Origin of the sequence: Mesorhizobium sp. M0037, from assembly GCF_040323635.1 — a bacterium.
Taxonomy (GTDB): Bacteria; Pseudomonadota; Alphaproteobacteria; order Rhizobiales; family Rhizobiaceae; genus Mesorhizobium.
Window position 1 is genome coordinate 110,652 of record NZ_JAMYVB010000014.1, and the last position, 23,618, is coordinate 134,269.

Annotated in this window: 23 protein-coding genes and 2 tRNA genes; 13 read left to right on the forward strand and 12 right to left on the reverse strand. The window is 62.2% G+C overall.

The genetic code is table 11. The features are described from left to right. Positions 1–18: 18 nt before the first annotated feature. Together NKJ78_RS21080 and NKJ78_RS21085 are read right to left on the reverse strand one after the other, a co-directional pair. Complete coding sequence (locus tag NKJ78_RS21080) at positions 19–246, reverse strand: hypothetical protein (RefSeq protein WP_023739028.1); 228 nt, start codon at positions 244–246, stop codon at positions 19–21. 29 nt (positions 247–275) lie between these two features. Beyond that, on the reverse strand, positions 276–590 hold the full coding sequence (locus NKJ78_RS21085) for a hypothetical protein (protein WP_023739027.1): 315 nt from the start codon (positions 588–590) through the stop codon (positions 276–278). Between the two features lie 384 nt (positions 591–974). On the opposite strand from NKJ78_RS21085, the gene NKJ78_RS21090 reads away from it, so the two are divergent. Beyond that, the gene (locus NKJ78_RS21090) at positions 975–1,250 is read left to right on the forward strand and encodes a hypothetical protein (protein ID WP_023739026.1); all 276 of its coding nucleotides are present in this window, start codon (positions 975–977) and stop codon (positions 1,248–1,250) included. A gap of 48 nt (positions 1,251–1,298) precedes the next feature. Here NKJ78_RS21090 and NKJ78_RS21095 read toward each other — a convergent pair whose 3' ends face one another. The 5 genes from NKJ78_RS21095 to NKJ78_RS21115 all read right to left on the reverse strand — a co-directional run bounded on the left by NKJ78_RS21095 (position 1,299) and on the right by NKJ78_RS21115 (position 2,978). After that, positions 1,299–1,853, reverse strand: coding sequence for a DUF8453 domain-containing protein (locus tag NKJ78_RS21095; protein WP_023749168.1), 555 nt, complete (start codon positions 1,851–1,853; stop codon positions 1,299–1,301). Between the two features lie 108 nt (positions 1,854–1,961). Then, positions 1,962–2,123 (reverse strand): hypothetical protein, encoded by a 162-nt coding sequence (locus NKJ78_RS21100; protein ID WP_023739024.1) that lies wholly within the window; start codon positions 2,121–2,123, stop codon positions 1,962–1,964. After that, positions 2,116–2,385 (reverse strand): DUF6338 family protein, encoded by a 270-nt coding sequence (locus NKJ78_RS21105; protein ID WP_023739023.1) that lies wholly within the window; start codon positions 2,383–2,385, stop codon positions 2,116–2,118. The genes NKJ78_RS21100 and NKJ78_RS21105 overlap by 8 nt, the downstream gene beginning before the upstream one ends. A 20-nt stretch (positions 2,386–2,405) precedes the next feature. Next, a complete protein-coding gene (locus tag NKJ78_RS21110) occupies positions 2,406–2,732 on the reverse strand; it encodes a DUF6338 family protein (protein ID WP_023739022.1) in 327 nt (108 codons plus the stop codon). Positions 2,733–2,903: 171 nt separating this feature from the next. Beyond that, a tRNA-Asn gene (locus NKJ78_RS21115) sits at positions 2,904–2,978 on the reverse strand. A gap of 231 nt (positions 2,979–3,209) precedes the next feature. Between NKJ78_RS21115 and NKJ78_RS21120 the strand changes: the two genes are divergently transcribed. The 4 genes from NKJ78_RS21120 to NKJ78_RS21135 all read left to right on the forward strand — a co-directional run bounded on the left by NKJ78_RS21120 (position 3,210) and on the right by NKJ78_RS21135 (position 6,233). Beyond that, positions 3,210–3,470 (forward strand): PGPGW domain-containing protein, encoded by a 261-nt coding sequence (locus tag NKJ78_RS21120; protein WP_031203994.1) that lies wholly within the window; start codon positions 3,210–3,212, stop codon positions 3,468–3,470. A 334-nt stretch (positions 3,471–3,804) separates the two neighbouring features. Further along, positions 3,805–3,878, forward strand: a tRNA-Cys gene (locus NKJ78_RS21125). Between the two features lie 110 nt (positions 3,879–3,988). Next, positions 3,989–4,663, forward strand: coding sequence for a protein-L-isoaspartate O-methyltransferase family protein (locus tag NKJ78_RS21130; RefSeq protein WP_023744773.1), 675 nt, complete (start codon positions 3,989–3,991; stop codon positions 4,661–4,663). 184 nt (positions 4,664–4,847) lie between these two features. After that, the gene (locus NKJ78_RS21135; protein WP_023667706.1) at positions 4,848–6,233 is read left to right on the forward strand and encodes a TolC family outer membrane protein; all 1,386 of its coding nucleotides are present in this window, start codon (positions 4,848–4,850) and stop codon (positions 6,231–6,233) included. A 146-nt stretch (positions 6,234–6,379) separates the two neighbouring features. On the opposite strand, the gene NKJ78_RS21140 is transcribed toward NKJ78_RS21135, so the two are convergent. Further along, the gene (locus NKJ78_RS21140) at positions 6,380–6,619 is read right to left on the reverse strand and encodes a hypothetical protein (protein ID WP_196814986.1); all 240 of its coding nucleotides are present in this window, start codon (positions 6,617–6,619) and stop codon (positions 6,380–6,382) included. Here NKJ78_RS21140 and NKJ78_RS21145 point away from each other — a divergent pair. The 5 genes from NKJ78_RS21145 (at position 6,561) to NKJ78_RS21165 (ending at position 14,892) form a co-directional block, all read left to right on the forward strand. Continuing rightward, complete coding sequence (locus NKJ78_RS21145) at positions 6,561–7,442, forward strand: PopZ family protein (RefSeq protein WP_023833794.1); 882 nt, start codon at positions 6,561–6,563, stop codon at positions 7,440–7,442. The genes NKJ78_RS21140 and NKJ78_RS21145 overlap by 59 nt on opposite strands. A 266-nt stretch (positions 7,443–7,708) precedes the next feature. Then, positions 7,709–10,492, forward strand: a complete 2,784-nt coding sequence (locus NKJ78_RS21150; protein ID WP_352459120.1) for a valine--tRNA ligase — start codon at positions 7,709–7,711, stop codon at positions 10,490–10,492. Positions 10,493–10,852: 360 nt separating this feature from the next. After that, entirely contained in the window at positions 10,853–12,067 is a 1,215-nt protein-coding gene (locus NKJ78_RS21155; RefSeq protein ID WP_023701680.1) for an OmpP1/FadL family transporter, read from the forward strand. Between the two features lie 289 nt (positions 12,068–12,356). Then, the gene (ilvD, locus tag NKJ78_RS21160) at positions 12,357–14,081 is read left to right on the forward strand and encodes a dihydroxy-acid dehydratase (RefSeq protein ID WP_352459119.1); all 1,725 of its coding nucleotides are present in this window, start codon (positions 12,357–12,359) and stop codon (positions 14,079–14,081) included. Continuing rightward, the gene (locus NKJ78_RS21165) at positions 14,068–14,892 is read left to right on the forward strand and encodes a tetratricopeptide repeat protein (protein ID WP_023714413.1); all 825 of its coding nucleotides are present in this window, start codon (positions 14,068–14,070) and stop codon (positions 14,890–14,892) included. The genes ilvD and NKJ78_RS21165 overlap by 14 nt, the downstream gene beginning before the upstream one ends. A gap of 201 nt (positions 14,893–15,093) precedes the next feature. Here NKJ78_RS21165 and NKJ78_RS21170 read toward each other — a convergent pair whose 3' ends face one another. The 4 genes from NKJ78_RS21170 to erpA form a co-directional block, all read right to left on the reverse strand. Continuing rightward, positions 15,094–15,393, reverse strand: a complete 300-nt coding sequence (locus tag NKJ78_RS21170; protein ID WP_352459118.1) for a hypothetical protein — start codon at positions 15,391–15,393, stop codon at positions 15,094–15,096. A 71-nt stretch (positions 15,394–15,464) separates the two neighbouring features. Beyond that, positions 15,465–16,259, reverse strand: coding sequence for an exodeoxyribonuclease III (gene xth, locus NKJ78_RS21175; RefSeq protein ID WP_352459117.1), 795 nt, complete (start codon positions 16,257–16,259; stop codon positions 15,465–15,467). 8 nt (positions 16,260–16,267) lie between these two features. Then, complete coding sequence (locus NKJ78_RS21180; protein ID WP_352459116.1) at positions 16,268–16,660, reverse strand: VOC family protein; 393 nt, start codon at positions 16,658–16,660, stop codon at positions 16,268–16,270. A gap of 4 nt (positions 16,661–16,664) precedes the next feature. Then, entirely contained in the window at positions 16,665–17,012 is a 348-nt protein-coding gene (gene erpA / locus NKJ78_RS21185) for an iron-sulfur cluster insertion protein ErpA (protein WP_352459115.1), read from the reverse strand. Positions 17,013–17,088: 76 nt separating this feature from the next. Between erpA and NKJ78_RS21190 the strand changes: the two genes are divergently transcribed. From NKJ78_RS21190 to NKJ78_RS21200, 3 genes are all read left to right on the forward strand, one after another. Next, positions 17,089–18,303, forward strand: a complete 1,215-nt coding sequence (locus NKJ78_RS21190) for a deoxyguanosinetriphosphate triphosphohydrolase (protein ID WP_023716245.1) — start codon at positions 17,089–17,091, stop codon at positions 18,301–18,303. Between the two features lie 62 nt (positions 18,304–18,365). Continuing rightward, positions 18,366–20,129: an arginine--tRNA ligase gene (gene argS, locus NKJ78_RS21195; protein WP_352459114.1), complete on the forward strand. Its 1,764-nt coding sequence runs from the start codon at positions 18,366–18,368 to the stop codon at positions 20,127–20,129. 103 nt (positions 20,130–20,232) lie between these two features. Next, positions 20,233–23,604 (forward strand): SPOR domain-containing protein, encoded by a 3,372-nt coding sequence (locus tag NKJ78_RS21200; RefSeq protein WP_352459113.1) that lies wholly within the window; start codon positions 20,233–20,235, stop codon positions 23,602–23,604. The last annotated feature ends 14 nt before the right edge of the window (positions 23,605–23,618 follow it).

The window sequence follows — 23,618 nt, forward strand, 5'->3', positions numbered from 1 at the left end:
TGAAGCGGCCGGATAATCCTATTCGTCCCCGTCGCCGAGGTACGCCTTCACACGTCCGAAATCGCGGTACATTCCGCCGTCCGGGTGTTTCTTCTCATGCCAGGTGATCGCCCAATAGCCGGTGTCCTGAAGACCCTCCATGACCATCACCCGATCGCGGTCGGTCGGGAAATGCTCCTTGAGAAGATCGTTGACGGCATTCAAGCCGCCGTCTCGGTAGGCTTGCAGATATACATCATCGACCATGGGATAATTCCCCTTTTCGCGGACTGTTGCTACCGACAGGGATGTTGCAGCCGGTGCTCTAGCAAGAGGGTTAAGACCTCTTCGGTTTTGTCCCGCCGGTGCTTCTCTGCCAAAGCGACTCTATCATTGCTAGGCCCCAGCGGCATCGATATCAGGAGGTCGGTGAGTTGCGGGTTGCACTCGAAGAGGATTGCCCTGGCCAGTAGGTCGGCCGGCTCGCAGAGGCCTTTGAACCGGTCGATCCCGGCGCCAAGGCAGGCTTCGAACGCCTCCCGCTTAGTAGTTTCGGCGCCCGCGGTGCAGATCGTCGCACCCATCACCAACGAACAAAGCATCGCTTTCATGGCTGAAGCATCGCGCGCAAGCTGCGCCCCCGCAAGGGCGTGCTTGAATTTTTAAGGATGTCGGCGCATCATCATCGGCGGAGCGTGAGAACTCCCGCGGATGGCCCTGCCGGGCTATTTGCACCCAGAGCGTTGGCGGGGCGATCCCTGCAAGGATTGATATTGCCAACGGGTAGAACGAGCCGACTTAGCCGTCGGAGCGAACGGCAGCACTATGCGGGGAGAGCGGCGGCTATACAAGACCCGAAAGGGAAAGGCCGTTCGCGCATGGTCTCTGGCCATGTTCTCACCCTCCCGGCGCCAGTGCTGTCCATTGGCAACCGGCCGTGAGAAGCCGAAACCAGAGAGCCTACATCATGACCATCCATCAACCTGAAATGCGCCGTGGCAATCGCCACCTCGATCGAGCGGCTGATTGACCTGCTCGACGCCATGAGCCCGGATCCTGACCTCGAGGAAAGCCTCGGATGGGGATATGGCAGCCAACTGGAGTTGCACGCCCAGGACGGCGAGCGCGAGGAGGAGAACGAGCACGGCGGCGACATCAACGACGAGCCGCACGACGATAACGAGTATGAGCAAGACGCCGTAGACTGTGACTGGCCCGGCTTCATATGGGGCGGCGGGGAAGGCGGCGGCCGAGCGCACGAAGGTGCTTGAACCGTAACAATGTTACATTTGGCCCGCTGCCTCACGGTGGCGGGCCTTTTAGGCGCGCCGGCTTACTGCGACTGTCTTGACCGGTCCCCACATTCCGCCTGTAAAACTTTCAGAATCGGCGATCTGCAACATGTTCGGCCGGTCTCTTCTATATTTTTCTCCGAACCAACCTTCATACTCGATCTGAATTAGGAACTCGGCCTGTGCAATCCAAAAGCTCTGACGCGGATCTCTATGGGTTAGACCAAAGGAACATGAGGTCCTAGCACCGTTCTGGAGGAGACGGATCACGCTGGAAGGCTCGAAACAAGCCAACCATCGGCCCTTGTTCTCGTCATTGGCGCCGGCGCCCAACGCCGCCCGCAGCGCTGCCTGATCGGTAACAAGGAGCCTTATGTTCTTTGCAGGGATCGATCCGGAGTTAAGGATGACCAGGTCATACGCGATCCCTTCAGTGCCGCCGTGGTGCGTCTCAACCATTGCCGTTACAATCGGCCGAAACTGACGGTACCAAAAGAAGATGGAAAAACCTAAGGCCACCGCCGAGACAACCAGTGCAACGGCTGCGACTGCAAGATTGAGCAAGTCTGCGTATACGCCCATTATTGCCCTTTTCCGTAACCTCAACAGTAGCAAGAACCAATTCACCCGCATCGCCGCTGCCTTTCCCTGGCGGCCGGGTGTATCATTTCGTACCCGAAACGCTTGCGCCTATTTCTTTTTCCCGCCACTGCTGGTGGTGGGCGTCACCTTCGGCGCGCCGCCGCCAGAAACCGGCTTATACCCGCCCTGCACATTGCTTTTGGTCGGGGAGTAGCCCTTCTTGACGGCAGCCTGTTGTACCGTCTTGGTCGTCCCTTTCTTGTCAGTCATTTCCTTCCTCCGTTCGATCAATGTCTAAGAACTCAAGGGTGCTCACCTCTGATGCCTGGACCCAAAGGCCATTTGGCATCGGCACCCAGCTGCCGCCTCTGCCCCGACTGAAAATTTGCTCGACGTAAATGTCGCGGTCGTTGTCGGAGGAAGCGAACGACCGGCGCCCGTAATATCCATGGAAGACAGTGCCGTCTTTCAACGTGATGATGAGCCAATGCTCGGTCCGCTGGGCAAACTTCCAGTCCCATGCGGTCGGCATGGTGTGGACGACCTCAAGGTTCAGTTTCTCACAAATTGTTCCATACCATCCCTTTTGTGCCCTAGTCCGAGTAGAAGGCCGATGGCCATGGGCACGATGATGATCAGGCCGGCCCATCCAATCCAGACCCACCACGGCGCTGAGTCCTTATGAATGCCTAGGGCGAACAGCGGCAGGACCGCCGCATAATAAATGACGGTCACTACCAAGTAGGAGAGCAGGGCTTCGGTATGAGAGGGGGTGCGTCCAGTGAGGAATTGTGCACGCACGTAGAGAATGAGCAAACCCGGGACGAGCAGGGCGAGGCCATTGGCGACCTTAGACAGGTCTTCCACCTCGAACCCCATTGTCGCGAATCACTCCTGTTTGTCGGGCGGCGGACTTTCGCGCGCGAAATTGCAGGAGTTCAATGAGCCTTCGTGATTAATCACAGGGAAGATTGTTGCCCCAATTGTTGCCCTGGATCTTGGGTTGCCAAATCGGTCGAGCCGCTAACTTCAGTAAGTGTTTGGAAATGTTGGCTCCCCGGGCCGGATTCGAACCAGCGACCAACCGGTTAACAGCCGGTTGCTCTACCACTGAGCTACCGGGGAATAGAGGCTCTCATGTGAGTGGCGCAGCCTATAGCAAACCCTTTTCGGCTTTGCAAAGAAGCATTTCGCATTTTTTAGCGCATTTTCACCCAATGGTTTCTGGCAATCGCCGGATGACACCACATATGAGCCGTCTTGGGCGCCGTCGGACCTTGGTCGGCGGAACCTGAACGGCGATTGCAGCCTTTAGCGCATATGGCTTTATCGAAGGCAACCGGATCGACTTTCGACATGACTGCAGCAGACGAAAACCAGGCACCGGCGCGGAAAATCTCGGTGTTCGGGCGCGAGTTCACCATGCCGCGCTCGCGCGGGCTGAGGATCGCCATCGGTATCGTTCTGGTGTTTTTCGGCCTTCTCGGCTTCCTGCCGATTCTCGGCTTTTGGATGATTCCGCTCGGCCTTTTGGTGCTTTCCTACGAATTTGCCGCGGTGCGCCGCCTGCGGCGCCGGTTCGTCGTCTGGTGGGAACGGCGTCGCCGGCCAAGTTGAAAGCGATGGCGCGCGATCCCGGAGCGGCCGCTTCGCTTTTCCAGCCCGTCGCAGATTTCCCCCTCAAGATCTCCTTGAGAACGGCAACTGCTGGTGCCAGCCGCGCGCGATATGCGGTGAAAGCCGGTTTGCACCCGCTGCGTAAAGCTGCGGGTTCGAGTTTCGCCGGTCGCGCAGCCATGCTTGACGAGCGGCCAATATGCCGGCGCCAGCCGCTGAAACCGCTCGGGAACCACGTTGCGGAGGCTGATGAGGAAAGCACGCCGGAATGCCGCGCGCACGCTTGACGACCTTTCGCTGCCACCATATTGAGTTCGCTCGCCGGGAGCGATGAGGCCTCGTGGCGGAGTGGTTACGCAGAGGACTGCAAATCCTTGCACCCCGGTTCGATTCCGGGCGAGGCCTCCAGTCGCTTCAGCTCCCGCATGTCGGGGGCTTGAGTTCCGGGCGAATGCGCCGCAGTGTCGGCGCGACAAGCGCATTTCAGCGCATTGGCTTTTTGACGGATTGGTTGGGACATGAGCGCTGATTTTTCCGAACTTCGCGTCAAGATGGTCGACGGCCAGGTCCGCACCACGGATGTGACCGACGCAGCATTGCTCGATGCCATGCTTGCCGTGCCGCGCGAGGCCTTTGTCGGGGCCGGCCAACAGGCTCTCGCCTATATTGACGAGGATATCCGCATCTCCGACGGCACCAATGGCAGCGGTGCGCGCTACCTCATGGAGCCGTCGCCATTGGCCAAGCTTTTGCAGTTGGCCGAGATCGACGCTGGCGATTCGGTGCTCGATGTCGGCTGCGGCACCGGGTATTCCGCGGCGCTGCTGTCCAGGTTGGCCAAATCCGTCGTGGCGCTGGAAAGCGATACAGCACTGGCGGAAGCAGCCAAAGCGGCGCTTTCGGCGCAGGGCTGCGATAACGTCACGGTGGTCACCGGCCCACTGCCGCAAGGTCATGCCGCCAAGGCGCCCTACAATGTGATTCTCATCGGCGGCAGCGTCGAGAAAGTGCCTGCGGCGCTGCTTGACCAGCTTGCCGAAGGCGGCCGGCTGGTGGCTGTGGAAGGGCAGGGCAATGCGGGCGTAGCCCGGCTCTTTTTCAACGCAGGGGGGGTTGTAACCGGAAGACGGGCATTTAATGCGGCAATTAAGCCACTACCCGGATTTGAACGCATTCATGCCTTCGAGTTCTAAGTGATTTTGCCTTGCAGCAAAGACTCTGTCATGTTGGCTTACGATTGAACAATCGTTGCTGATTGGTTAACCGGGGTTTCGGGAGCTGTCAGCGGGGGAACGATAGATCGACGCGGCGCTGGCCGATCCCTAGGGATGGGCTGGCGTGGCGTGGTTCCCGTGCAAAACGAATGAGGGATATAAAGTGCCGTCCTTAGCCAAGAGTCTGTTTGTTACCGTCCTCATTTCCGCGACAGCGCTTTCGCCGATAGCCGCCTCGGCGGAAACCATTCTCGGCGCGCTTTCCAAGGCCTACCAGAACAATTCCTCGCTGAATTCGGCCCGTGCCGGCGTGCGCGTCACCGATGAGGGCGTGGCGATCGCCAAGTCGGGCTATCGCCCGGTGATCACTGGTTCGGCTGACATCGATTACACCTCCAGGCACCTAAACGGCAGGAACGCGAGCCTGGCATTGACCACCGGCAGCTTCGGCGTTCGGATTGACCAGACGCTGTTCGACGGCTTCCAGACCAAGAACAGGGTCGCGTCGGCCGCTGCACAGGTGAGGGCCTCGGTCGAGGGCCTGCGCAACACCGAAGAGAACACGCTGTTCAACGCGGCGAGCGCCTATATGGACGTGATTCGCGACCGCCAGGTGGCGGTGCTGACCGAACAGAATCTGCAGTTCCTGACCGAGCAGGCGCGCGCGGCACGCTCGCGCTTCGAGGTCGGCGAGGGCACGCGCACCGATGTGGCGCAGGCCGACGCGTCTCGTTCGGCCGCGGTGGCGCAATTGAGTGCTGCCCGTGCGCAGGCTCTGGCCAGTGCAGCAACCTATCATCAGATCGTCGGTGACGAGCCGGGCAAGCTCAAGGCCGCGTCGCCGTTGGCGAAGCTGTTGCCGAGGAGTCTCGAGGCGGCGATCGGCATTGCATCGAACGAGCATCCGGCCATCCTGGCCGCCCTACATTCCGTCGATGCAGCGGGATTTGATGTAAAGACGCAGGAAGGTGCGTTGCTGCCGCAGTTGACTGCCAGTGCCGGCCTTTCCCATGCCTATCAAAATACTGTACCTGGCGCGGGGAATTCGGACGGCGACTCCAATGCCGCCACGGTCGGCGCGACGCTGACCGTTCCGATCTATTCGGGCGGCCGTACCTCCGCACTCGTTCGTCAGTCGAAGGAATCGCTCAGCCAGGCTCGCATCGAGGTGGATGTCAGCCGTGACTCGGTGCGCCAGGCCGTGACCTCGGCATGGACGCAATACATCGCAGCGCGGGAAAGCGTCGACGCTAATCGGCAGGTGATCGCGGCCGCACAGTTGGCGCTCAACGGCGTCATCGAGGAGCGCAATGTCGGACAGCGCACCACGCTCGACGTGTTGAATGCCCAGAACGCCGTCATCTCGGCAAAGATCGACCTCGCCAGCTCCGAGCGCGATGTGGTTGTAGCCAGCTACGCCATCCTGTCGGCCATGGGCCGCCTGTCGGCCGATCGCCTGGCGTTGAATGTGGTGAAGTACAAGCCTGAAGAGCACTACAGAGCCGTCAAGGACAAATGGATCGGGCTGCGTACGCCGGACGGTCGTTGAGCCCACCTGGGCGGCTCAAATCCCGCCAGGGTTGAAGCATTTCACGCCGCGCTTCCCATGGATGCGCGGCGTTTGTCTTTTGTAGCCTAAATTGTTGAAATCCGGCGTCTTCCGAGATTGGGGATTCTCGGATGGCGATCCGTCGGCTACGCTGTCGCCATGATTCGTATCCGGCTTTGCCGGACAGGAATCCAGGAACGGGTCACTACAGCGCCACGCGTCCGATGGATGCGCAAAGGACGCTGTAGAACTTTGATTTGCGCCTGATCCTCTTCGAAAATCGAAAATCGATTTTCGGGATCATGCGCGGGGGCGGCGGATGTGACGATGGCGACGGCAAGCAGCGCACAGCGCGAACCTTCCATGGAAGAAATACTGGCTTCCATCAGGAGGATCATCGAAGACAGCGACACCGGCCGCAAGCTGCCGGGCGACGCCGATGAGTTGCGCCAGGACCTTGTGCCGGCCGCCGGGCCTGTTTCGGATGTCGAGGCATTCCGCAGCGAATTGCACAGCTCGACCGAAAGCAAGAAGCCGGTGACGCTGGCCGAGGTGCAGGCCCAACTGGCCGAGCCGGTGGTTGCGCGGCCGGAGCCGCGCTCCGAGCCGTCGCCAGTGAAGCCTGCCATTGCGGCAAATGCCACGACCGCCGCGCCACCCGCGCATGCTCCGATGACCCTGGCGGAAGTGAGCGCCAGGATAGCCAGCGAGCCTGCTCCCGCCGTCAGGGCAGAAGCTGCAGTGCGGGCAAAGGCGGAAACCACCGACTCGATCGTCACGGATTGGCGCCGCGAAATCGCGGCGGTTGGCAATCAGACAAAACCGGCTGAGACAGTACGGCAGCCGGAGATCAGGCAGCCAGAGACTGAAAATCGGCAGGCAGCAATCGCGGAGGTCGAGGCTTTCGAAGACGATCTCGCTGCCGAGCCGGCTTTCGAGGCTCATCCTTCGCGCAGCGAGCACGCGCGCCCGGCCGATACAACTCCGGTTCGGTCGGCGATCGTTTCGGAACATACGGGACGGCAGGTCGCAGCCGCCTTCGGCGAGCTCTCCGACGCCTTCGCCAGCCGCAGCAAGAAGACCGTCGACGAGATGGCCGAGGAGATGCTGCGGCCGATGTTGCAGGACTGGCTGGACAACAATCTGCCGACGCTGGTCGAGCGCCTGGTACGCGAAGAAATCGAGCGCGTCGCGCGCGGCGCGCAGTAGACATCACCATAGCCCGTTCCGGATTAAGGCGCCGCCTTCGGGCGACGCTTTCGCTGCAGGTCAGCTTCCGGCCGATGTCGCGAACACGATCAGGTTACCGTCGGGATCGCTGACGATGAAGGTGCAGGCATGGCCTTCCCGTTGAAATGACCAGGGCCCCGCCTATTTGCGTTGAAGGACTGAGGCCGCCCTCGCGGTTGACTTGGCCAAAACCTTCCGATTTACACCGGGTCAGCAAAACTCCCGACCGCGCGGACCATTTTCCCATGCTTGAAAAGACCTACGACGCCAAGACCGTCGAGCCCAGGATCGCCAAAATCTGGGAAGAGGCGGACGCATTTCGCGCCGGCGCCGGCGCCGAGGAGGGGGCGGAGGCCTTCACCATCGTCATCCCGCCGCCCAACGTCACCGGCTCGCTGCATATGGGCCATGCACTCAACAACACGCTGCAGGACATACTCGTGCGCTTCGAGCGCATGCGCGGCAAAAACGTGCTGTGGCAGCCCGGCATGGATCATGCCGGCATCGCCACGCAGATGGTGGTCGAACGCCAGCTGATGGAAAAGCAGATACATCGCCGCGATCTCACCCGCGAACAGTTCATCGACAAGGTCTGGGAGTGGAAGGCCGAGTCCGGCGGCGCCATTTTCAACCAGCTGAAGCGGCTCGGCGCCTCGGCGGACTGGTCGCGCGAACGCTTCACCATGGATGAAGGCCTGTCCAAGGCCGTGCTCGAAGTTTTTGTCAGCCTCTACAAGGAAGGGCTGATCTACAAGGACAAGCGCCTTGTGAACTGGGACCCGAAGCTGTTGACGGCGATCTCCGACCTGGAGGTCGAGCCGCAGGAGGTCAATGGCAATCTCTGGCACTTCCGCTATCCGATCGAGGGCGAGATTTTCGATCCGGAAAATCCTGGGACATTCATCACCGTGGCGACGACACGGCCCGAGACGATGCTGGGCGATACGGCAGTCGCCGTGCACCCGGACGACGAGCGCTACCGGCATCTGGTCGGCAAGAATGTCGTGTTGCCGATCGTCGGCCGGAAAATTCCGGTTGTGGCTGACGAGTATTCCGACCCGGAAAAGGGTTCCGGCGCCGTCAAGATCACGCCGGCGCACGACTTCAACGATTTCGAGGTTGGCAAGCGCCACAAGCTGCCGGCGATCAACATCCTGACCATCGAGGCGGCAATAACGCTCAGGGATAACGAGGATTTTCTCGCCGGGCTCGACGTGACGCCGGAGCGCCAGGCCGTCTGGGACGAGCTCGACGGTCTCGACCGTTTCGTCGCGCGCAAGAAAATCGTCGAGCTGATGGAGGCCGGCGGCTTCCTCGACAAGATCGAGCCGCATCGCCACGCCGTGCCGCATGGCGACCGCGGCGGCGTGCCGATCGAGCCGTTTCTGACCGAGCAGTGGTATGCAAACGCCGCCGAGCTGGCCAAGCCGGCGATCGCATCGGTGCGCGAAGGCCGTACCAACTTCGTGCCCAAGAACTGGGAAAAGACCTATTTCGACTGGATGGAGAACATCCAGCCCTGGTGTATTTCACGCCAGCTATGGTGGGGTCACCAGATCCCGGCCTGGTACGGGCCGGACGGCCGGGTCTTCGTCGAGAAGACCGAGGAAGAGGCGCTGGGCGCCGCGATCGAATATTATCTGGCGCTGGAAGGTCCATGGAAGGCCTGGGTCGAGGACAAGCTCGAGACCTTCAAGCCGGGCGAGATCCTGACCCGCGACGAGGACGTGCTCGACACCTGGTTCTCGTCGGCGCTTTGGCCGTTCTCGACACTGGGCTGGCCGGATCACACGCCGGAGCTGAAAACCTATTACCAGACCGACGTGCTGGTGACCGGTTTCGACATCATCTTCTTCTGGGTCGCCCGGATGATGATGATGGGCCTGCATTTCATGCACGAGGAGCCGTTCCACACCGTCTATGTGCATGCGCTGGTGCGCGACAAGAACGGGCAGAAGATGTCGAAGTCGAAAGGCAACGTCATCGATCCGCTCGACCTCATCGACGAGTTTGGTGCTGACGCACTGCGCTTCACGCTGACGGTGATGGCGGCGCAGGGGCGCGACGTAAAACTCGATCCGGCGCGCATCGCCGGCTACCGCAATTTCGGCACCAAGCTGTGGAACGCGACACGCTTTGCCGAGATGAACGAGGTCGCGCGCAATGACGATTTTTGGCTGAACGACGCCAAGTTGCCGGTCAACCGCTGGATCCTGACCGAATTGACCCGGGCGTCGCACGCGATCACCGAGGGCATCACCTCATACCGCTTCAACGAGGCGGCAGGGGCTGCCTACCGCTTCGTCTGGAACCTGTTTTGCGACTGGTATCTCGAACTGCTCAAGCCGGTGTTCATGGGCACTGACGAGGCGGCCAAAGCCGAAAGCCGCGCCTGCGTCGCCTTCGTGCTCGACGAGATCTACAAGCTGCTTCACCCGATGATGCCGTTCATGACCGAGGAGTTGTGGGCGCAGACGGCGGGCGAGGGCCGGACGCGCGCAACGCTGCTTTGCCACGCCGCCTGGCCGTCGCCGGACTTCGAGGACGCGGACGCGGCCGCCGACATCAACTGGCTGGTCGATCTGGTGTCCGGCATCCGCTCCGTGCGCTCCGAAATGAACGTGCCGCCGGCGGCGATCGCACCGTTGGTGGTGGTTGGCGCCAGCGTCGAGACCCGGCAGAGGCTCGACCGCCATGCGTCCGCCATCAAGCTGCTGGCGCGGGTCGGCGATATCTCGCTGGAGGACGCGGCACCCAAGGGCTCGGCCCAGATCGTGGTCAACGAGGCGACGGTCTGCCTGCCGCTCGGCAGCCTGATCGATCTCTCCGCCGAGGCGGCGCGGCTGCAGAAAGAACTGGCCAAGGTGACCGAGGAAATCGCGCGGTTGCACAAGAAGCTGTCGAATGAACGGTTCGTCGCCAGCGCGCCGGAAGAGATCGTCGCGGCCGAGCGCGAAAAACTCGACGAATACCGCGATCAGCAGGAGAAGCTTTCGGTGGCGTTGACCAGGGTGCGCGACGCTGGTTGAGCGCTGGATTCGCAAGGCGCCGGCAAGTGCTTGGCGGCGGTTCTTTTGCTCGAACAACAGGCATTCCGTAAGGTTAATATTGACGTAAACGGAAAGTTTCAGCCCCATTGTTGCCATAATGTAACAATCGGGCCAAATAGCTCCGAAAGGGCTTGTTTTTGAGCTTTTTGTGACGGGTTTCACAGAATTCTTTCGCTGATCTGCCCCCGGAAAGTCGTTTTTCGGCCTTGCTTCGGAACCAGCCGCTGTGCCGGAAAGGCAGCCGGCTCAGGTGTACATGTACGCTATGTGAATTCATTGTTGCGCCGTTAACCCGAATTGGTTCTAGCTTGACCCACTAGTATTTCGGGGAGGATATCCATGAACAATCTGCGTTTTAAAACACTGCTGGGGGCGGGGTGTTTTTCGCTGGGCTTGATCGGTTCCGTACATGCCGGCGGCATCGAGCGCGGTGGCTACGACATCGACCTTCTGTTCGATCCGGCGCGCTTCGCCACCGAAGCCGAGGCGACCTACGTGATGCCTGAGCGCAAGCTCAAGAATGCCGTCGACGGCAACGCGACGCTCAACTTCAAAAGCACAGCTGATGACAGCGAAGGCTACTGGGTGCCGCGCATAGGCTTCAAGGCCGAGGTGGTTAAAGACGTCGACTGCATGGCTGACTATTCGCAGCCTTGGGGCGCGCATACGAATCCTGGCATCTGGAACGGCTCTTTCTCCAACATCGAAACCGATATCAAGAGCAATAATTACGCAGCCACCTGCTCCTACAAAATGGATGCCGGCAAGGGCCAGCTACGTTTTATCGGCGGTGTCTTTTACCAAGAAGTCTATGGTTTCAAGGAAAGCTTCATCACGCCGCTGGCGCCTGGCGCCGTTGGCCGCGTTGACCTAAAGGGTACCGGCTGGGGCTGGCGCGCCGGCCTTGCTTATGAGATCCCCGAAATCGCGCTGCGTGCCAGCCTCGTTTATAACTCGCAGGTCAAGTTGGACAATCTTGAGGGTACGCTCGACCTATCGCAAGTCGGCCAGGGTAAACCTGACATCTACGGTTCCGCGTCTATGCCGGATTCGGTGGAATTGAAGCTTCAGTCAGGCATCGCGCCTGGCTGGCTCGCTTTCGGCTCGATCAAATGGGTCAACTGGAGTGTGCTGCAGAGCATTCCGATCTGCTCGCAAGCAACCAAGGGCCTTGCACCTTGCACGACGATTTCCCCATTTCCAGTTAGGCTAACCTCGCTCGACCTGATGTACCGCGATGGCTGGACGGTGACCTCCGGCATCGGCCACAAGTTCAATGAGCAGTGGAGTGGTGCCGCCCAGCTATCTTGGGATCGCGGCACGTCGCACGGTGTTGGCTCGCAGACCGATACCTGGACGCTCGGTGGCGGCGTCGCTTACACGCCAACCGCCAACATCGAAGTGCGGTTGGCCGGCGCGGTTGGTGTACTGACCAGTGGTCACTCAGGCACGTTGACTGACGAGAATGGCTATGAGGCCGGTACCGACGTCAGCTACGACTTCGGCAACGATCTGGTCACGGCAATTTCGGGCGGCGTCAAGATCAAGTTCTAAGGCTCTGAAAATTATAACGAAAGGCCGGGTATAGCCCGGCCTTTTTGTTTTGTGGGTGGACCATCGAGCGATGACGGAAAACTTGGTGTTGCAAATCCGTCGCATCACTTTCACCTCTCGCAATTGTGACGTTTTGGCAACAGTTCCCGACCAACCCCCGCGCTACAGCCTCGCCCGAAGAAATTGCCCATTTCCCGCCATAAACCCGGCGCACCTCGAATTCGTCTCGGGACACGCGCCACAAGGCTCGGCGATGAGGCAGGCCGCACCGCCCGCGGCAAGGAAGAGAATGGACGCCAAAGTCATTTCCAAGGCCAAGCTGCCTAGCCGCCATGTGACCGTCGGTCCGGCGCGTGCGCCGCACCGTTCGTATCTCTATGCCATGGGCCTGTCTGCCGCCGAGATCGCGCAGCCGCTGGTCGGCGTTGCCTCCTGCTGGAACGAGGCGGCGCCTTGCAACATCTCGCTGATGCGCCAGGCGCAAGTGGTCAAGAAAGGCGTCGCGGCCGCCAACGGCACGCCGCGCGAATTCTGCACCATCACCGTCACCGACGGCATCGCCATGGGCCACCAGGGCATGAAGTCGTCGCTGGTGTCGCGCGATGTCATCGCCGATTCGGTCGAACTCACCATGCGCGGACATTGCTACGATGCGCTGGTCGGCCTTGCCGGCTGCGACAAGTCGCTGCCCGGCATGATGATGGCCATGGTGCGGCTCAACGTGCCGTCGATCTTCATCTATGGCGGCTCGATCCTGCCGGGCTCCTATCGCGGCCGCCAGATCACCGTGCAGGACGTGTTCGAGGCGGTCGGCCAGCATTCGGTCGGCACGGTCAGCGATGCCGAACTGCTCGAGATCGAGCAGGCGGCGTGTCCGTCCGCCGGCTCCTGCGGGGCCCAGTTCACAGCCAACACTATGGCCACCGTCGCCGAGGCGATCGGCCTGGCGCTGCCGTACTCCTGCGGCGCGCCGGCGCCCTACGAGATGCGCGACCGCTTCAATTTCGCCTCCGGCGAAAAGATCATGGAGCTGATCGCCAAGAACATCCGGCCGCGCGACGTCGTCACGCTGAAGGCGCTGGAGAATGCGGCGACCGTGGTCTCGGCCACCGGCGGCTCGACCAATGCGGCTTTGCACCTGCCGGCGATCGCGCATGAGGCAGGCATCAAGTTCGACCTGTTCGACGTTGCCGCGATTTTCGAGAAGACGCCCTACATCGCCGACCTCAAGCCGGGCGGCAAATATGTCGCCAAGGACATGTTCGAGGCCGGCGGCATTCCGCTGTTGATGAAGACGCTGCTCGACCACGGCTATCTCCATGGCGACTGCATGACCGTGACTGGCCGTACTTTGGCCGAAAACATGGAGCATGTTGCCTGGAATGATAGCCAGGATGTGGTCCGTCCCGCCAACCTACCAATCACCCAAACCGGCGGTGTCGTGGGCTTGAAGGGCAACCTTGCCCCCGAAGGCGCGATCGTGAAGGTCGCGGGCATGACGGAGCTGAAATTCTCAGGTCCGGCACGGTGTTTCGATTCGGAAGAGGAATGTTTCGAGGCGGTCACGCACCGCAACTACCGGGAAGGCGAGGTTCTCGTCATCCGTTACGAAGGTCCGCGCGGCGGCCCGGGCATGCGCGAGATGCTGTCGACGACGGCGGCGCTCTACGGCCAGGGCATGGGCGGCAAGGTCGCTCTCATCACCGACGGTCGTTTCTCGGGCGCGACGCGCGGTTTCTGCATCGGTCATGTCGGGCCCGAAGCTGCCGTTGGCGGCCCGATCGGGCTCTTGAAAGACGGCGATGTGATTTCGATCGATGCAACCAAAGGCACGATCGAGGTCGACCTGTCCGAGGCCGAACTGGCAACGCGGGCGAAGGCCTGGAAGGCGCGCACGACCGACTATCAGTCGGGCGCGATCTGGAAATACGCACAAACGGTAGGGCCTGCCCGCGACGGCGCGGTCACCCATCCGGGCGGTGCCAAAGAAACACATTGCTATGCGGATATCTGAGTTGTTGAGGTCGTCTGTCCTTCCGGCACTGGTCGCTGTTGCGATCTTTGGCGCCGTGGGCCAGGCCATGGCCTTCGACGACAAGGTGTTCGACGACAAGACCGGCGTGAAGCCGCAATCGAGCCCATGGGCCGTGTTCCAGTTCGGCTTCTCCGCTTACAAGAGCGGCCACAAGGAACAGGCGGTCGAGGCCTATAAATACGCCGCCGAGAACGGCCAGATCGGCGCCACCTGGAAGCTCGCGCGCATGTACGCCGAAGGCGACGGCGTGACGCGCGACGACTATGCGGCCTTCAAATTCTTCTCCGAGATCGTCGATCAGGATGTCGAGCCGGGATCGCCGGAGGAAAGCTATGTCTCCGACGCGCTGGTGGCGCTGGGCGACTATCTCCGGACAGGTATCCCCGGCAGCCCGGTCGAGGAAAACGAGGTCGCGGCGCAGGAATATTACATGCGCGCGGCCGCCAACTACCGCAACCCGAACGCCCAGTTCGAGATGGGCCAGATGTTTTTGAAGGGCGAGGGCGGCGTCAAGGCCAGCGTCAAGCAGGCCGGCCGCTGGTTCCAACTCGCCGCCGAAAAAGGCCATGCCGGCGCCCAGGCGACGCTCGGCAATCTTCTGTTCCAGAGCGGCAAGATCGTGCGCGGGCTGGCCATGATGACCGCCGCGCTCGAACGCGCCTCGCCGAGCGACCAGCCGTGGATCCGCGGCATGCAGGAAGAGGCATTTGCCGCCGCCGGCGAAGCCGACCGCCGCACGGCGATTTCGCTTGCCGACGATCTTCTCACCAAGGGTGGTGACGACCAGTGAAATTGCCAATCTCCCCCCTTGAGGGGGGGATGCCCGGCAGGGCAGAGGGGGGCGCTGTCCCGCTGGCATTTCAGTTGACTAAAGTTTGCCCGGGTTGGACTGAAAGGGTGAGCTTGTTTGACCGAAAGGTCGCCTTTCTTCGCGCCCCCCTCTGGCCTGCCGGCCATCTCCCCCTCAAGGGGGGAGATTAGCTCACATCCATCAGTTCTCGGTGAGTTCCGCCGGCACCGCTCTGTACACCGGCATCGAGATCGGCGTGACGTGCAGATGCGGCTTAATCGTGGTGTCGGGGCAGCTGTCGTCGATCTTGGTCCATGAGGTGTTGTTGAGCACCAGGTCGCAGCGGGCCATATGGCTCTGGTCTGAAACCGTCAGGCAGGTGACCTGGCCGACCTGGTAGGACTTGCCATTGGCCAGGCACTGCTGGTCGGCAAGTGCCGCTGCAGGGGAGGCCATGGCAAATGCCAGGCCGATCGGGCAAAGGAGGAATCGTAGTGCCATGGAACCCCAGCCGCCATGCTGATCTCTGACTGAATGGCGCGATTGTGGCGATATCAGGGTTTCGGCTGATATCAGGCCGGCAGCAGCGCCAGATCGATCGCCACCGGCACGTGGTCGGAAGGTTTTTCCCAGGCGCGCACATGCTTTTCGATCGAGGCCGAGGAAAAGCGGTTGGCCGCTTCGGGCGACAACAGCAGATGGTCGATGCGGATGCCGTTGTTCTTCTGCCAGGCGCCGGCCTGGTAGTCCCAGAAGGTGTAGACGTCGGCCGCATCGGTGACGGCGCGCACCGCCTCTGTAAAGCCGAGATTCTTCAGCCGCCGGAAGGCCTGCCGGGTCTGCGGCTGGAACAGCGCATCGCCAAGCCAGTTCTCGGGGAAGCGCGCATCGACCGGCTCGGGGATGACATTGTAGTCGCCGGCCAGCACCAGCGCCTCCTCCAGAAGCAGCCGCTGCTCGGCCCAGCGATGCAGCCGTTCCATCCAGGCCAGCTTGTAGGGAAACTTCTTCTCGTCATCGACCGGGTTGCCGTTGGGCAGATAGAGCGAGGCGACGCGCAGCGCGCCCTGGTCGGTCGAGAACACGCCCTCGATGAAGCGCGCCTGCTCATCAGTCTCGTCGCCTGGCAGGCCTCTGATAACCTCGTCGAACGGAAGTTTCGACAGCAGGGCGACGCCGTTAAAGCCCTTCTGGCCATGGGTTTCCACGTTGTAGCCAAGCGCCTCGATCTCGGCGCGCGGGAACTGCTCGTCGACCGATTTGATCTCCTGCAGGCAGACGATGTCGGGCTGGCTTTCGCTCAGCCAGTGGTTGAGGTTGCCGATGCGGGCGCGAATGCCGTTTATGTTCCAGGTGACGATTTTCATGGGCGGCCTCAGGGATGTTCGGGCGAAAGACGTTCGACAAGCCCGATCGTATTGCCTGCCGGGTCCTTTAGAAAGGCCATCCACTCGCTTTCCCCCGCCGTTCCGAACGTGCCTTCGGTGTCGTTGTGGACGAGCGCCGGCGGTGCGGTGAAGGGGATGCCGGACGCTTTCGCCTCGGCGTGGAAGGCTTCGAGCCCGGCTATATCGAGATAGACGGTGCCGGCCGGAACGCCATCGGTGAACAGCAACCTGATATCACCGGCCATGATGAAGGCGATGCCCGGCGGATCGTAGCGGGCATGAACGCTGAGGCCGAGCACATCGTGCCAGAAGGCCAGCGTGACGTCGAGGTCGCGCCCGGCCGACAGTGCGACCTGACGGACCGCGCCGACGCCGGACATCTGCCTAGATGGAGAAACTGGTGCCGCAGCCGCAGGAGGCGACTGCATTGGGGTTGCGGATCTGGAACGACTGGCCCATCAGATCGTCGACGAAGTCGATCACCGAGCCGCCCATATAGACCAGCGACAAATCGTCGATCAGCACGGTGGCGCCGTCCTTTTCGATGGCGACGTCGTCGTCGTTGCGCGTATCGACCAGGTCGAACTTGTAGGAAAAGCCGGAGCAGCCGCCGCCTTCGACGGAGACGCGCAGCGCCGTCTTGCCGGCCTCGCCAGAGACGATTTTCGCGATCCGCCTGGCGGCGGACTCGGTCATCTCGACTTTCATGGCAGTCTTGGCATCAGCGCACATGGGCGTCACCTTGCTTTCGGTTTCACATGATAGGTATGAAGCGGGAAGGGGCAAGTCAACTGCGGCGGCATCAGCCATGACAAATGAGCTTGGCGACATTGGGTTCGGCTATCGGCCGCGCGCGGCCTATGCCAGCGACCCAGCCAGGTCGCGCGGGCGGCTCTATGACGAGGTCGAGAGCCCGACTCGCACGCCATTCCAGCGCGACCGCGACCGCATCATCCATTCCACCGCCTTCCGCCGCCTGAAGCACAAGACGCAGGTGTTCGTCGCCCATGAAGGCGACCACTATCGCACCCGGCTGACGCATTCGATCGAGGTCGCGCAGATTGCGCGGGCTCTGGCGCGAGCGCTGCGCGGCGACGAGGATCTGGCCGAGGCGGTCGCCTTGGTGCACGATTTCGGTCACACGCCGTTCGGCCATACCGGCGAGGACGCGCTGAACGAGCGGATGGCCCAATGGGGCGGCTTCGACCACAATGCGCAGTCGCTGCGCGTGGTGACGCGGCTGGAGCGGCGCTATGCCGAGTTCGACGGGCTAAACCTGACCTGGGAAACGCTGGAAGGGCTGGTCAAGCACAATGGGCCGCTGACAGATGCCAAGGGAAAAGGGCTCAAAGGCCCGGTGCCGCAGGCGATCCGCGACTATTCCGAGCTGCACGACCTCGAACTCGACCATTTCGCCGGCATCGAGGCGCAATGTGCTGCGATCGCCGACGATATCGCCTACAACACCCATGACATCGACGACGGCCTGCGCTCCGGCTTCCTGACCTTGGACATGCTGGAAACGGTGGCGCTGCCGGGATCGATCCTGGCAAGCGTGCGCGCGCGCTATCCGGGCCTGGACGATGTGCGCACCGGCCATGAGCTGATGCGCCGGCAGATCACGATGATGGTCGAGGACGTCATTGTTTCCACCACCGCCAATCTTGAGCGCATCAAGCCTGACAGCGCCGAAGCGGTGCGGGCGGCGGGCGAAACGATGGTGACCTTTTCCGCTGACGTGGCGGCGACCGAGAAGGAATTGAAGACCTTTCTCTACAAGCATCTCTACCGGCATGACGAGGTGATGCGCGTTCGCACTGAGGCCGAGCAGATCGTGCGCGACCTGTTCGATGTCTATTTCGCCGATCCGCGCGCCATGCCGGACGGCTGGCGGGAGGGGCTCGACCGGGCGGAGGACCGCATCAAGGCGCGCAGCGTCGCCGATTTCCTGGCGGGGATGACGGATACCTACGCCTTGAAGGAACACCGCCGTCTGTTTGACCATACGCCCGATTTAAGCTAGGGCGGGCGCGATTTGCCGGCCAATGAGCCGGTTCCCCTGCACAGTCCGCCAGAGCAAGACCCATGAACATCTTCGCCGATTTCAGCGCGCGAATCACAAAAGCCGTCGAAGCGCTTGATTTGAAAGACAGTAATGGCGTTTCGCCCGACCTGTCGCGCATCGCCGTCGAGCCGCCGCGCGACGCCAGCCATGGCGATCTCGCCACCAATGCGGCGATGGTACTGGCCAAGCCCACCGGGCAGAACCCGCGCGCGCTGGCCGAGCGGCTGGTGGAAGTGCTGCGCAGCGACGCCGATGTTGCCGAAGCCGACGTCGCCGGTCCCGGCTTCGTCAATCTCCGGCTCAAGGACGCTTTCTGGCAGGCACATCTGACTGCGCTGCTCGGCGAGGGGCAAAACTACGGCCGCTCGACCATTGGTGGCGGCAAGAAGACCAATGTCGAATATGTCTCGGCCAATCCGACCGGGCCGATGCATGTCGGCCATTGCCGGGGCGCGGTTGTCGGCGACACGCTCGCCAATCTGATGGCCTTCGCCGGCTATGACGTCACCAAGGAATACATCATCAACGACGCCGGCGCGCAGATCGACGTGCTCGGGCGTTCGGCCTTCCTGCGCTACCGCGAAGCGCTGGGCGACGACATTGGCGAGATACCGGCCGGCCTCTATCCCGGCGATTACCTTGTGCCGGTCGGTCAGGCGCTGGCTGCCGAATTTGGCCGCAAGCTCTTGCAGATGCCCGACGATGAGTCGCTGGCAATCGTCAAGGACCGCACGATCGACGCCATGATGGTGATGATCCGCAAGGATCTGGCGTTGCTCAATGTGCATCACGACGTTTTCTTCTCCGAGCGCACGCTGCATGCCGACAATGCCAAAAAAATCCGCTCGGCGATCAACGATCTGACGCTGAAAGGCCATATCTACAAGGGCAAGCTACCGCCGCCCAAGGGCGAGAAGCCGGACGACTGGGAAGACCGCGAGCAGACGCTGTTTCGCTCGACGGCGGTCGGCGACGACATGGACCGGGCGCTGGTCAAGTCCGACGGCTCGTTCACCTATTTCGCCGCCGACGTCGCCTATCTCAAGGACAAGGTCGACCGCGGTTTCGTCGGCCTGATCTATGTGCTGGGCGCCGACCATGGCGGCTACGTCAAGCGGCTGGAAGCGCTGGCGCGGGCGATTGCAGGCGATGATCTGAAGCTGCAACTCACGGTGCTGCTGTGCAATCTGGTGAAGCTGTTTCGCGATGGCGAACCGGTTCGGATGTCGAAGCGGTCGGGCGACTTCGTGACCTTGCGCGAAGCGGTGGAGGAGGTGGGCCGCGATGCGATCCGCTTCATGATGCTCTACCGCAAGAGCGACGCGCCGCTCGACTTCGATTTCGCCAAGGTCACCGAACAGTCCAAGGACAATCCCGTGTTCTACGTGCAGTACGCTTCGGCGCGCTGTCATTCGGTGTTCCGGCAGGCGAGCGAGCAACTGGGCGAGGCCAATTTCGACCGCAACAGCCTGGCCGCGGCCTCGGCGTCGCTCACCGATGAGGGCGAGATCGGCCTGATCCGGAAGCTGGCTGAATATCCCCGGCTGGTCGAATCTGCGGCCCTTGCGCTGGAGCCGCACCGGCTGGCATTCTACCTCTATGATCTGGCTTCCAGCTTCCATGGACACTGGAATCGGGGCACCGAGAATGCCGACTTACGTTTTGTTAAGGTTAACGACCGACAATTGACTCATGCCAGACTAGGGCTGGTGCAGGCTGTTTCGGATGTTTTGACCTCCGGCCTGACGCTGATTGGGGCTGATGCGCCCACTGAGATGCGTTAGGTTTAACTAAAACACCTGTCACCATTTGCCCACATTGCGCTGGTAAGGGCCAACCCTACGCGACGTCCATGGCGTCCGAATGAGTGCGAGTTCGGGAACAATAATGGCAGACAGAACCCAGCTGAGAGTAGCCGACAACAACGACATCGCCGAAGATGATCCGTTCGCTGAACTGACCAGGATCATGGGTTTCGATCCGCGCCAGCCGGTCAAGCCGCAGGCGCCAGCCGTCGAGACGGCTGCGGACGAGGGCGATTTCGACATCGACCTCGAGAAGGAGTTGATGGGCGAATTCGGCGATGAAGTCGGTTCCATGGAGGCCAGCCAGCCAGCTCCCGAGGTTCACCAGCCTGCCGCTGAACCCTACGAACCTGCTGCCGAGATTCGCGAGCCGGCTTTCGAAACCACCGATGCCGCGATGGACGATGCGCTGGCTGCTTCGCTGGAATATGATTTCGTCTTCGACGATGCCGCCGATCTGGATTTCGGCGCTGCCCCGCAGGCTGCGGCTGCTCCCGTTGAACCCTCGTTTGCCGAACCTTCGTTTGCCGAGCCCGCATTCGACGAAGCTGCATTCGACGATGATTTCGACAATGCCGTCGCCAGCTCGCTGGAAAACGTGTCGCCGCTCGAAGACGACCTGCCGATGGATGACGACCTTGCCGCTTCGCTCGAGCAGGGGTTGCTGCTCGATGACGGCGCGACCGTCGCCCATGCCGCAGATGTCGCGCAGGTTGCTGCTGCGCCTGCCGACGATCTCGCGTTCGACGATGATTTCGACAATGCCGTCTCGATGTCGCTGGAAGACGAGCTGACGCTGGACGGTCCTGCGCCGGCGCAGGACCAGTATGCCGCGCCAGTAGCCGAGGCGCCGGTCGTCGGCGCCGCCGACCACGCTGTTGCCGACGAGGATTTTGCGGTTCATTTCGATGACGCGATGGCCGATGTCGACATGGAATTTGCAGCTCAGGATTTTGCAGCCGAGCATTTCGAGCCTCAGGCTTTCGAGGCTCAGCCTGTTGAGGCCGAGGATCCGGAAGAGCGCGATCTGGATGTCAGCGATCTGCAGGTCAGCGCGCCGGTTGAGATGGATGCGCCGGAAGTGGACGAGACGCCGGCCTGGACCGTGGAGGCCAGCCCCTCTCATGAGACTGCGCACGAAGCATTCGACGATTTCGATCTGAGCATCGATGATGCGCTTGCCGATCACGAGCCGGTGGCCGAGACCGCACCCGCTCCGGTTCAGCCAACTCCGGTCGCACCAGCCTATGTGGCGCCTACCAATATGGCGACCCCGGCCGCTCCGGTCGCTGACGAACGGACGTTGGAAGATGAACTCAACGCGTTGCTTGGCGCCATGACCACACCACGCCCGGCGCCAGTCGCCCCGATTCCGGTGGTCACCGAGCCCACCAGGGCTGCCGCCATCGAGCCCACCAGGACTTATGAGCCGGTTGCCCCGGTGCAGCGGTCCGTCGCGACGCCGGTCGCTCCGGTCGATAATCTCGACTGGGACCTGGACGAACACGCGCCGGCTCCTCAGGAGGCCCGGGCGGACGATGCCGATTTCGACGATCTGCTTGCCGGCGAACTCGAGGGCCATGAGCCCGAGATCGAGTTCGATGATCATGCCTTCGATGCGGCGCTCGCCAAGGGCATCGATCTCGGTAATGACACGGCAGCACCGGTCGCTGGCGATTGGCGCTCGACGCCGCCGGAGCCGGCGCGTTCGTGGAGCCGCGTGACTCCCACCCCGGCCCAGCCTTCCTTTGCAGCGCAGCCGCAACCTTCTTTTGCAGAAAAGCCGTCCATGCCGCCGGCGGCAGCGCCAAGCTATCGCGACCAGCCGGTTGCAGCTGCTGCCTATGTGGCGCCGACGCCATCGCGCCAGGCGCCGCCTCAGGCCTATGACGAGATGCCGGATGTCGAGACGGTCGATGTGCCGGAGCGTGTGGTGGCGATTGCCGACGACCTCGACATTCCAGAACTCAGCTTCGAGCAAGACGAGCCGGCCGCCTATGACGACATCGACGCCGAATTCGCCGGCATGCTCAACGAGATGAACGCGGTGGAAGTGGCGCCGCCCACTGCCGCACGCAGTGCCGGCTATGATGACGATTCCTACAGTTCCGGCTTCAGTTCGGGCCACGAGCTCGACCAGCGCGCCTATGCGGCGCGGCCAGCCGAAGTGCTTGCAGCCACGCAAGCTCACCACGCCGATGCCGCCGGCGGCTTCGACCTGGACGATCTGCCCGGCAGCCAGCCGGTTTCGCAGGCCGACGATTTCGCGGTCGACGAACTCGACTACGATCCGGATCTGGACGAGGCAATGGCGGTGCCGGGCCTCGCCGAGCAGGAAGCCGCACGGCCGCGCAGGAGCGGCCTGCTGGTCGCGGGGGTCGTTGCTGCGGTTGCGATTGCCGGCGGCCTTGGCGCCTTCGCCTTGTCGTTCGGCGGAAAGGGCGGCAGCGATGGGCCGGTCATTGTCAAAGCCGACAACAGGCCGATCAAGGTCAAGCCCGAAAATCCGGGCGGCGCCGTGGTGCCGAACCAGGACAACAAGGTTTATGATGCGGTCGCCAAGGGCACCAAGCCGGCCGAGCCGGTTCAGGAGAAGCTGGTCACCAACACCGAAGAGCCGGTCGATGTGAAGGCGCAGGAGCCTGAAAGCCGCGTCGTCGATCTGTCGCCCGACGATACCGACGCTGCCCCAGGCCCCGACGCTGCCGGCAACCCCGAAGCTGCCGTCAACCCCGACGCGGCTGTCGCGCCGGCGCCAAAGTCCGAGGACCGCATCGCTCAGGTGCTGCAGGAAGCCGACAAGAACTCCGATACGGTCGCCGTTGCCCCGCGCAAGGTGCGGACCATGGTGGTCAAGCCCGACGGCTCGTTGGTGGCCCGCGAGGACTCGACGCCGGCCGCGCCACAGGTTGCGGCGACTGAGCCGCTTGACCCGGCGCCGCAGCACGTCGCCCCTTCGGCCGATGCCGAGCAGACCGGCACCGTGGCGCCTGCCGATCAGGCAAATAGCGACCAGGCAAGTGCCGAGACCGCCAAGCCGGTCAAGCCGGTGAAGCCGGCGGCCACGCCGAAGGCTGAGACCCAGTCCGCCAACACGCCGCAGACGGTTGCCGTAGCGCCGCAGCGCCCGTCCGACCAGCCGGTCGACGTGGTCGGCGAGGTCAAGCCCGACCAGGTTGCCTCCATCCCGGCGACGGCTTCGACATCGGGCGGTTCGTGGTCGATGCAGATCGCTTCGCAGCCGACGGTCGAAAGCGCCCAGGCCAACTACGCCGACCTGCAGCGCCGCTATGGAAATGTGCTCGCCGGTCGCACCGCCAACATCGTCAAGGCGGAGATCGCCGGCAAGGGCACCTTCTACCGTGTCCGGGTGCCTGCGCAATCGCGCAACGATGCGATCAATCTGTGCACCAGCTACAAGGCTGCCGGCGGCAACTGCTTCGTGTCTCGGTAAGGCCGGATCCAATT

Excerpts from the sequence above, each read along its gene's own strand:
- xth (WP_352459117.1), bottom strand. The coding sequence starts at position 16,259 with ATGAAAATCGTCACCTGGAACATAAACGGCATTCGCGCCCGCATCGGC.
- NKJ78_RS21190 (WP_023716245.1), top strand. The coding sequence starts at position 17,089 with ATGACAAATGAGCTTGGCGACATTGGGTTCGGCTATCGGCCGCGCGCG.
- NKJ78_RS21140 (WP_196814986.1), bottom strand. The coding sequence starts at position 6,619 with ATGGAAGCCAGTATTTCTTCCATGGAAGGTTCGCGCTGTGCGCTGCTT.
- NKJ78_RS21110 (WP_023739022.1), bottom strand. The coding sequence starts at position 2,732 with ATGGGGTTCGAGGTGGAAGACCTGTCTAAGGTCGCCAATGGCCTCGCC.
- NKJ78_RS21200 (WP_352459113.1), top strand. The coding sequence starts at position 20,233 with ATGGCAGACAGAACCCAGCTGAGAGTAGCCGACAACAACGACATCGCC.
- NKJ78_RS21180 (WP_352459116.1), bottom strand. The coding sequence starts at position 16,660 with ATGTCCGGCGTCGGCGCGGTCCGTCAGGTCGCACTGTCGGCCGGGCGC.
- erpA (WP_352459115.1), bottom strand. The coding sequence starts at position 17,012 with ATGTGCGCTGATGCCAAGACTGCCATGAAAGTCGAGATGACCGAGTCC.
- NKJ78_RS21145 (WP_023833794.1), top strand. The coding sequence starts at position 6,561 with ATGGCGACGGCAAGCAGCGCACAGCGCGAACCTTCCATGGAAGAAATA.
- argS (WP_352459114.1), top strand. The coding sequence starts at position 18,366 with ATGAACATCTTCGCCGATTTCAGCGCGCGAATCACAAAAGCCGTCGAA.
- NKJ78_RS21170 (WP_352459118.1), bottom strand. The coding sequence starts at position 15,393 with ATGGCACTACGATTCCTCCTTTGCCCGATCGGCCTGGCATTTGCCATG.
- NKJ78_RS21100 (WP_023739024.1), bottom strand. The coding sequence starts at position 2,123 with ATGACTGACAAGAAAGGGACGACCAAGACGGTACAACAGGCTGCCGTC.
- NKJ78_RS21150 (WP_352459120.1), top strand. The coding sequence starts at position 7,709 with ATGCTTGAAAAGACCTACGACGCCAAGACCGTCGAGCCCAGGATCGCC.
- NKJ78_RS21085 (WP_023739027.1), bottom strand. The coding sequence starts at position 590 with ATGAAAGCGATGCTTTGTTCGTTGGTGATGGGTGCGACGATCTGCACC.
- NKJ78_RS21155 (WP_023701680.1), top strand. The coding sequence starts at position 10,853 with ATGAACAATCTGCGTTTTAAAACACTGCTGGGGGCGGGGTGTTTTTCG.
- NKJ78_RS21130 (WP_023744773.1), top strand. The coding sequence starts at position 3,989 with ATGAGCGCTGATTTTTCCGAACTTCGCGTCAAGATGGTCGACGGCCAG.
- NKJ78_RS21120 (WP_031203994.1), top strand. The coding sequence starts at position 3,210 with ATGACTGCAGCAGACGAAAACCAGGCACCGGCGCGGAAAATCTCGGTG.
- NKJ78_RS21080 (WP_023739028.1), bottom strand. The coding sequence starts at position 246 with ATGGTCGATGATGTATATCTGCAAGCCTACCGAGACGGCGGCTTGAAT.
- NKJ78_RS21105 (WP_023739023.1), bottom strand. The coding sequence starts at position 2,385 with ATGCCGACCGCATGGGACTGGAAGTTTGCCCAGCGGACCGAGCATTGG.
- NKJ78_RS21165 (WP_023714413.1), top strand. The coding sequence starts at position 14,068 with ATGCGGATATCTGAGTTGTTGAGGTCGTCTGTCCTTCCGGCACTGGTC.
- NKJ78_RS21095 (WP_023749168.1), bottom strand. The coding sequence starts at position 1,853 with ATGGGCGTATACGCAGACTTGCTCAATCTTGCAGTCGCAGCCGTTGCA.
- ilvD (WP_352459119.1), top strand. The coding sequence starts at position 12,357 with ATGGACGCCAAAGTCATTTCCAAGGCCAAGCTGCCTAGCCGCCATGTG.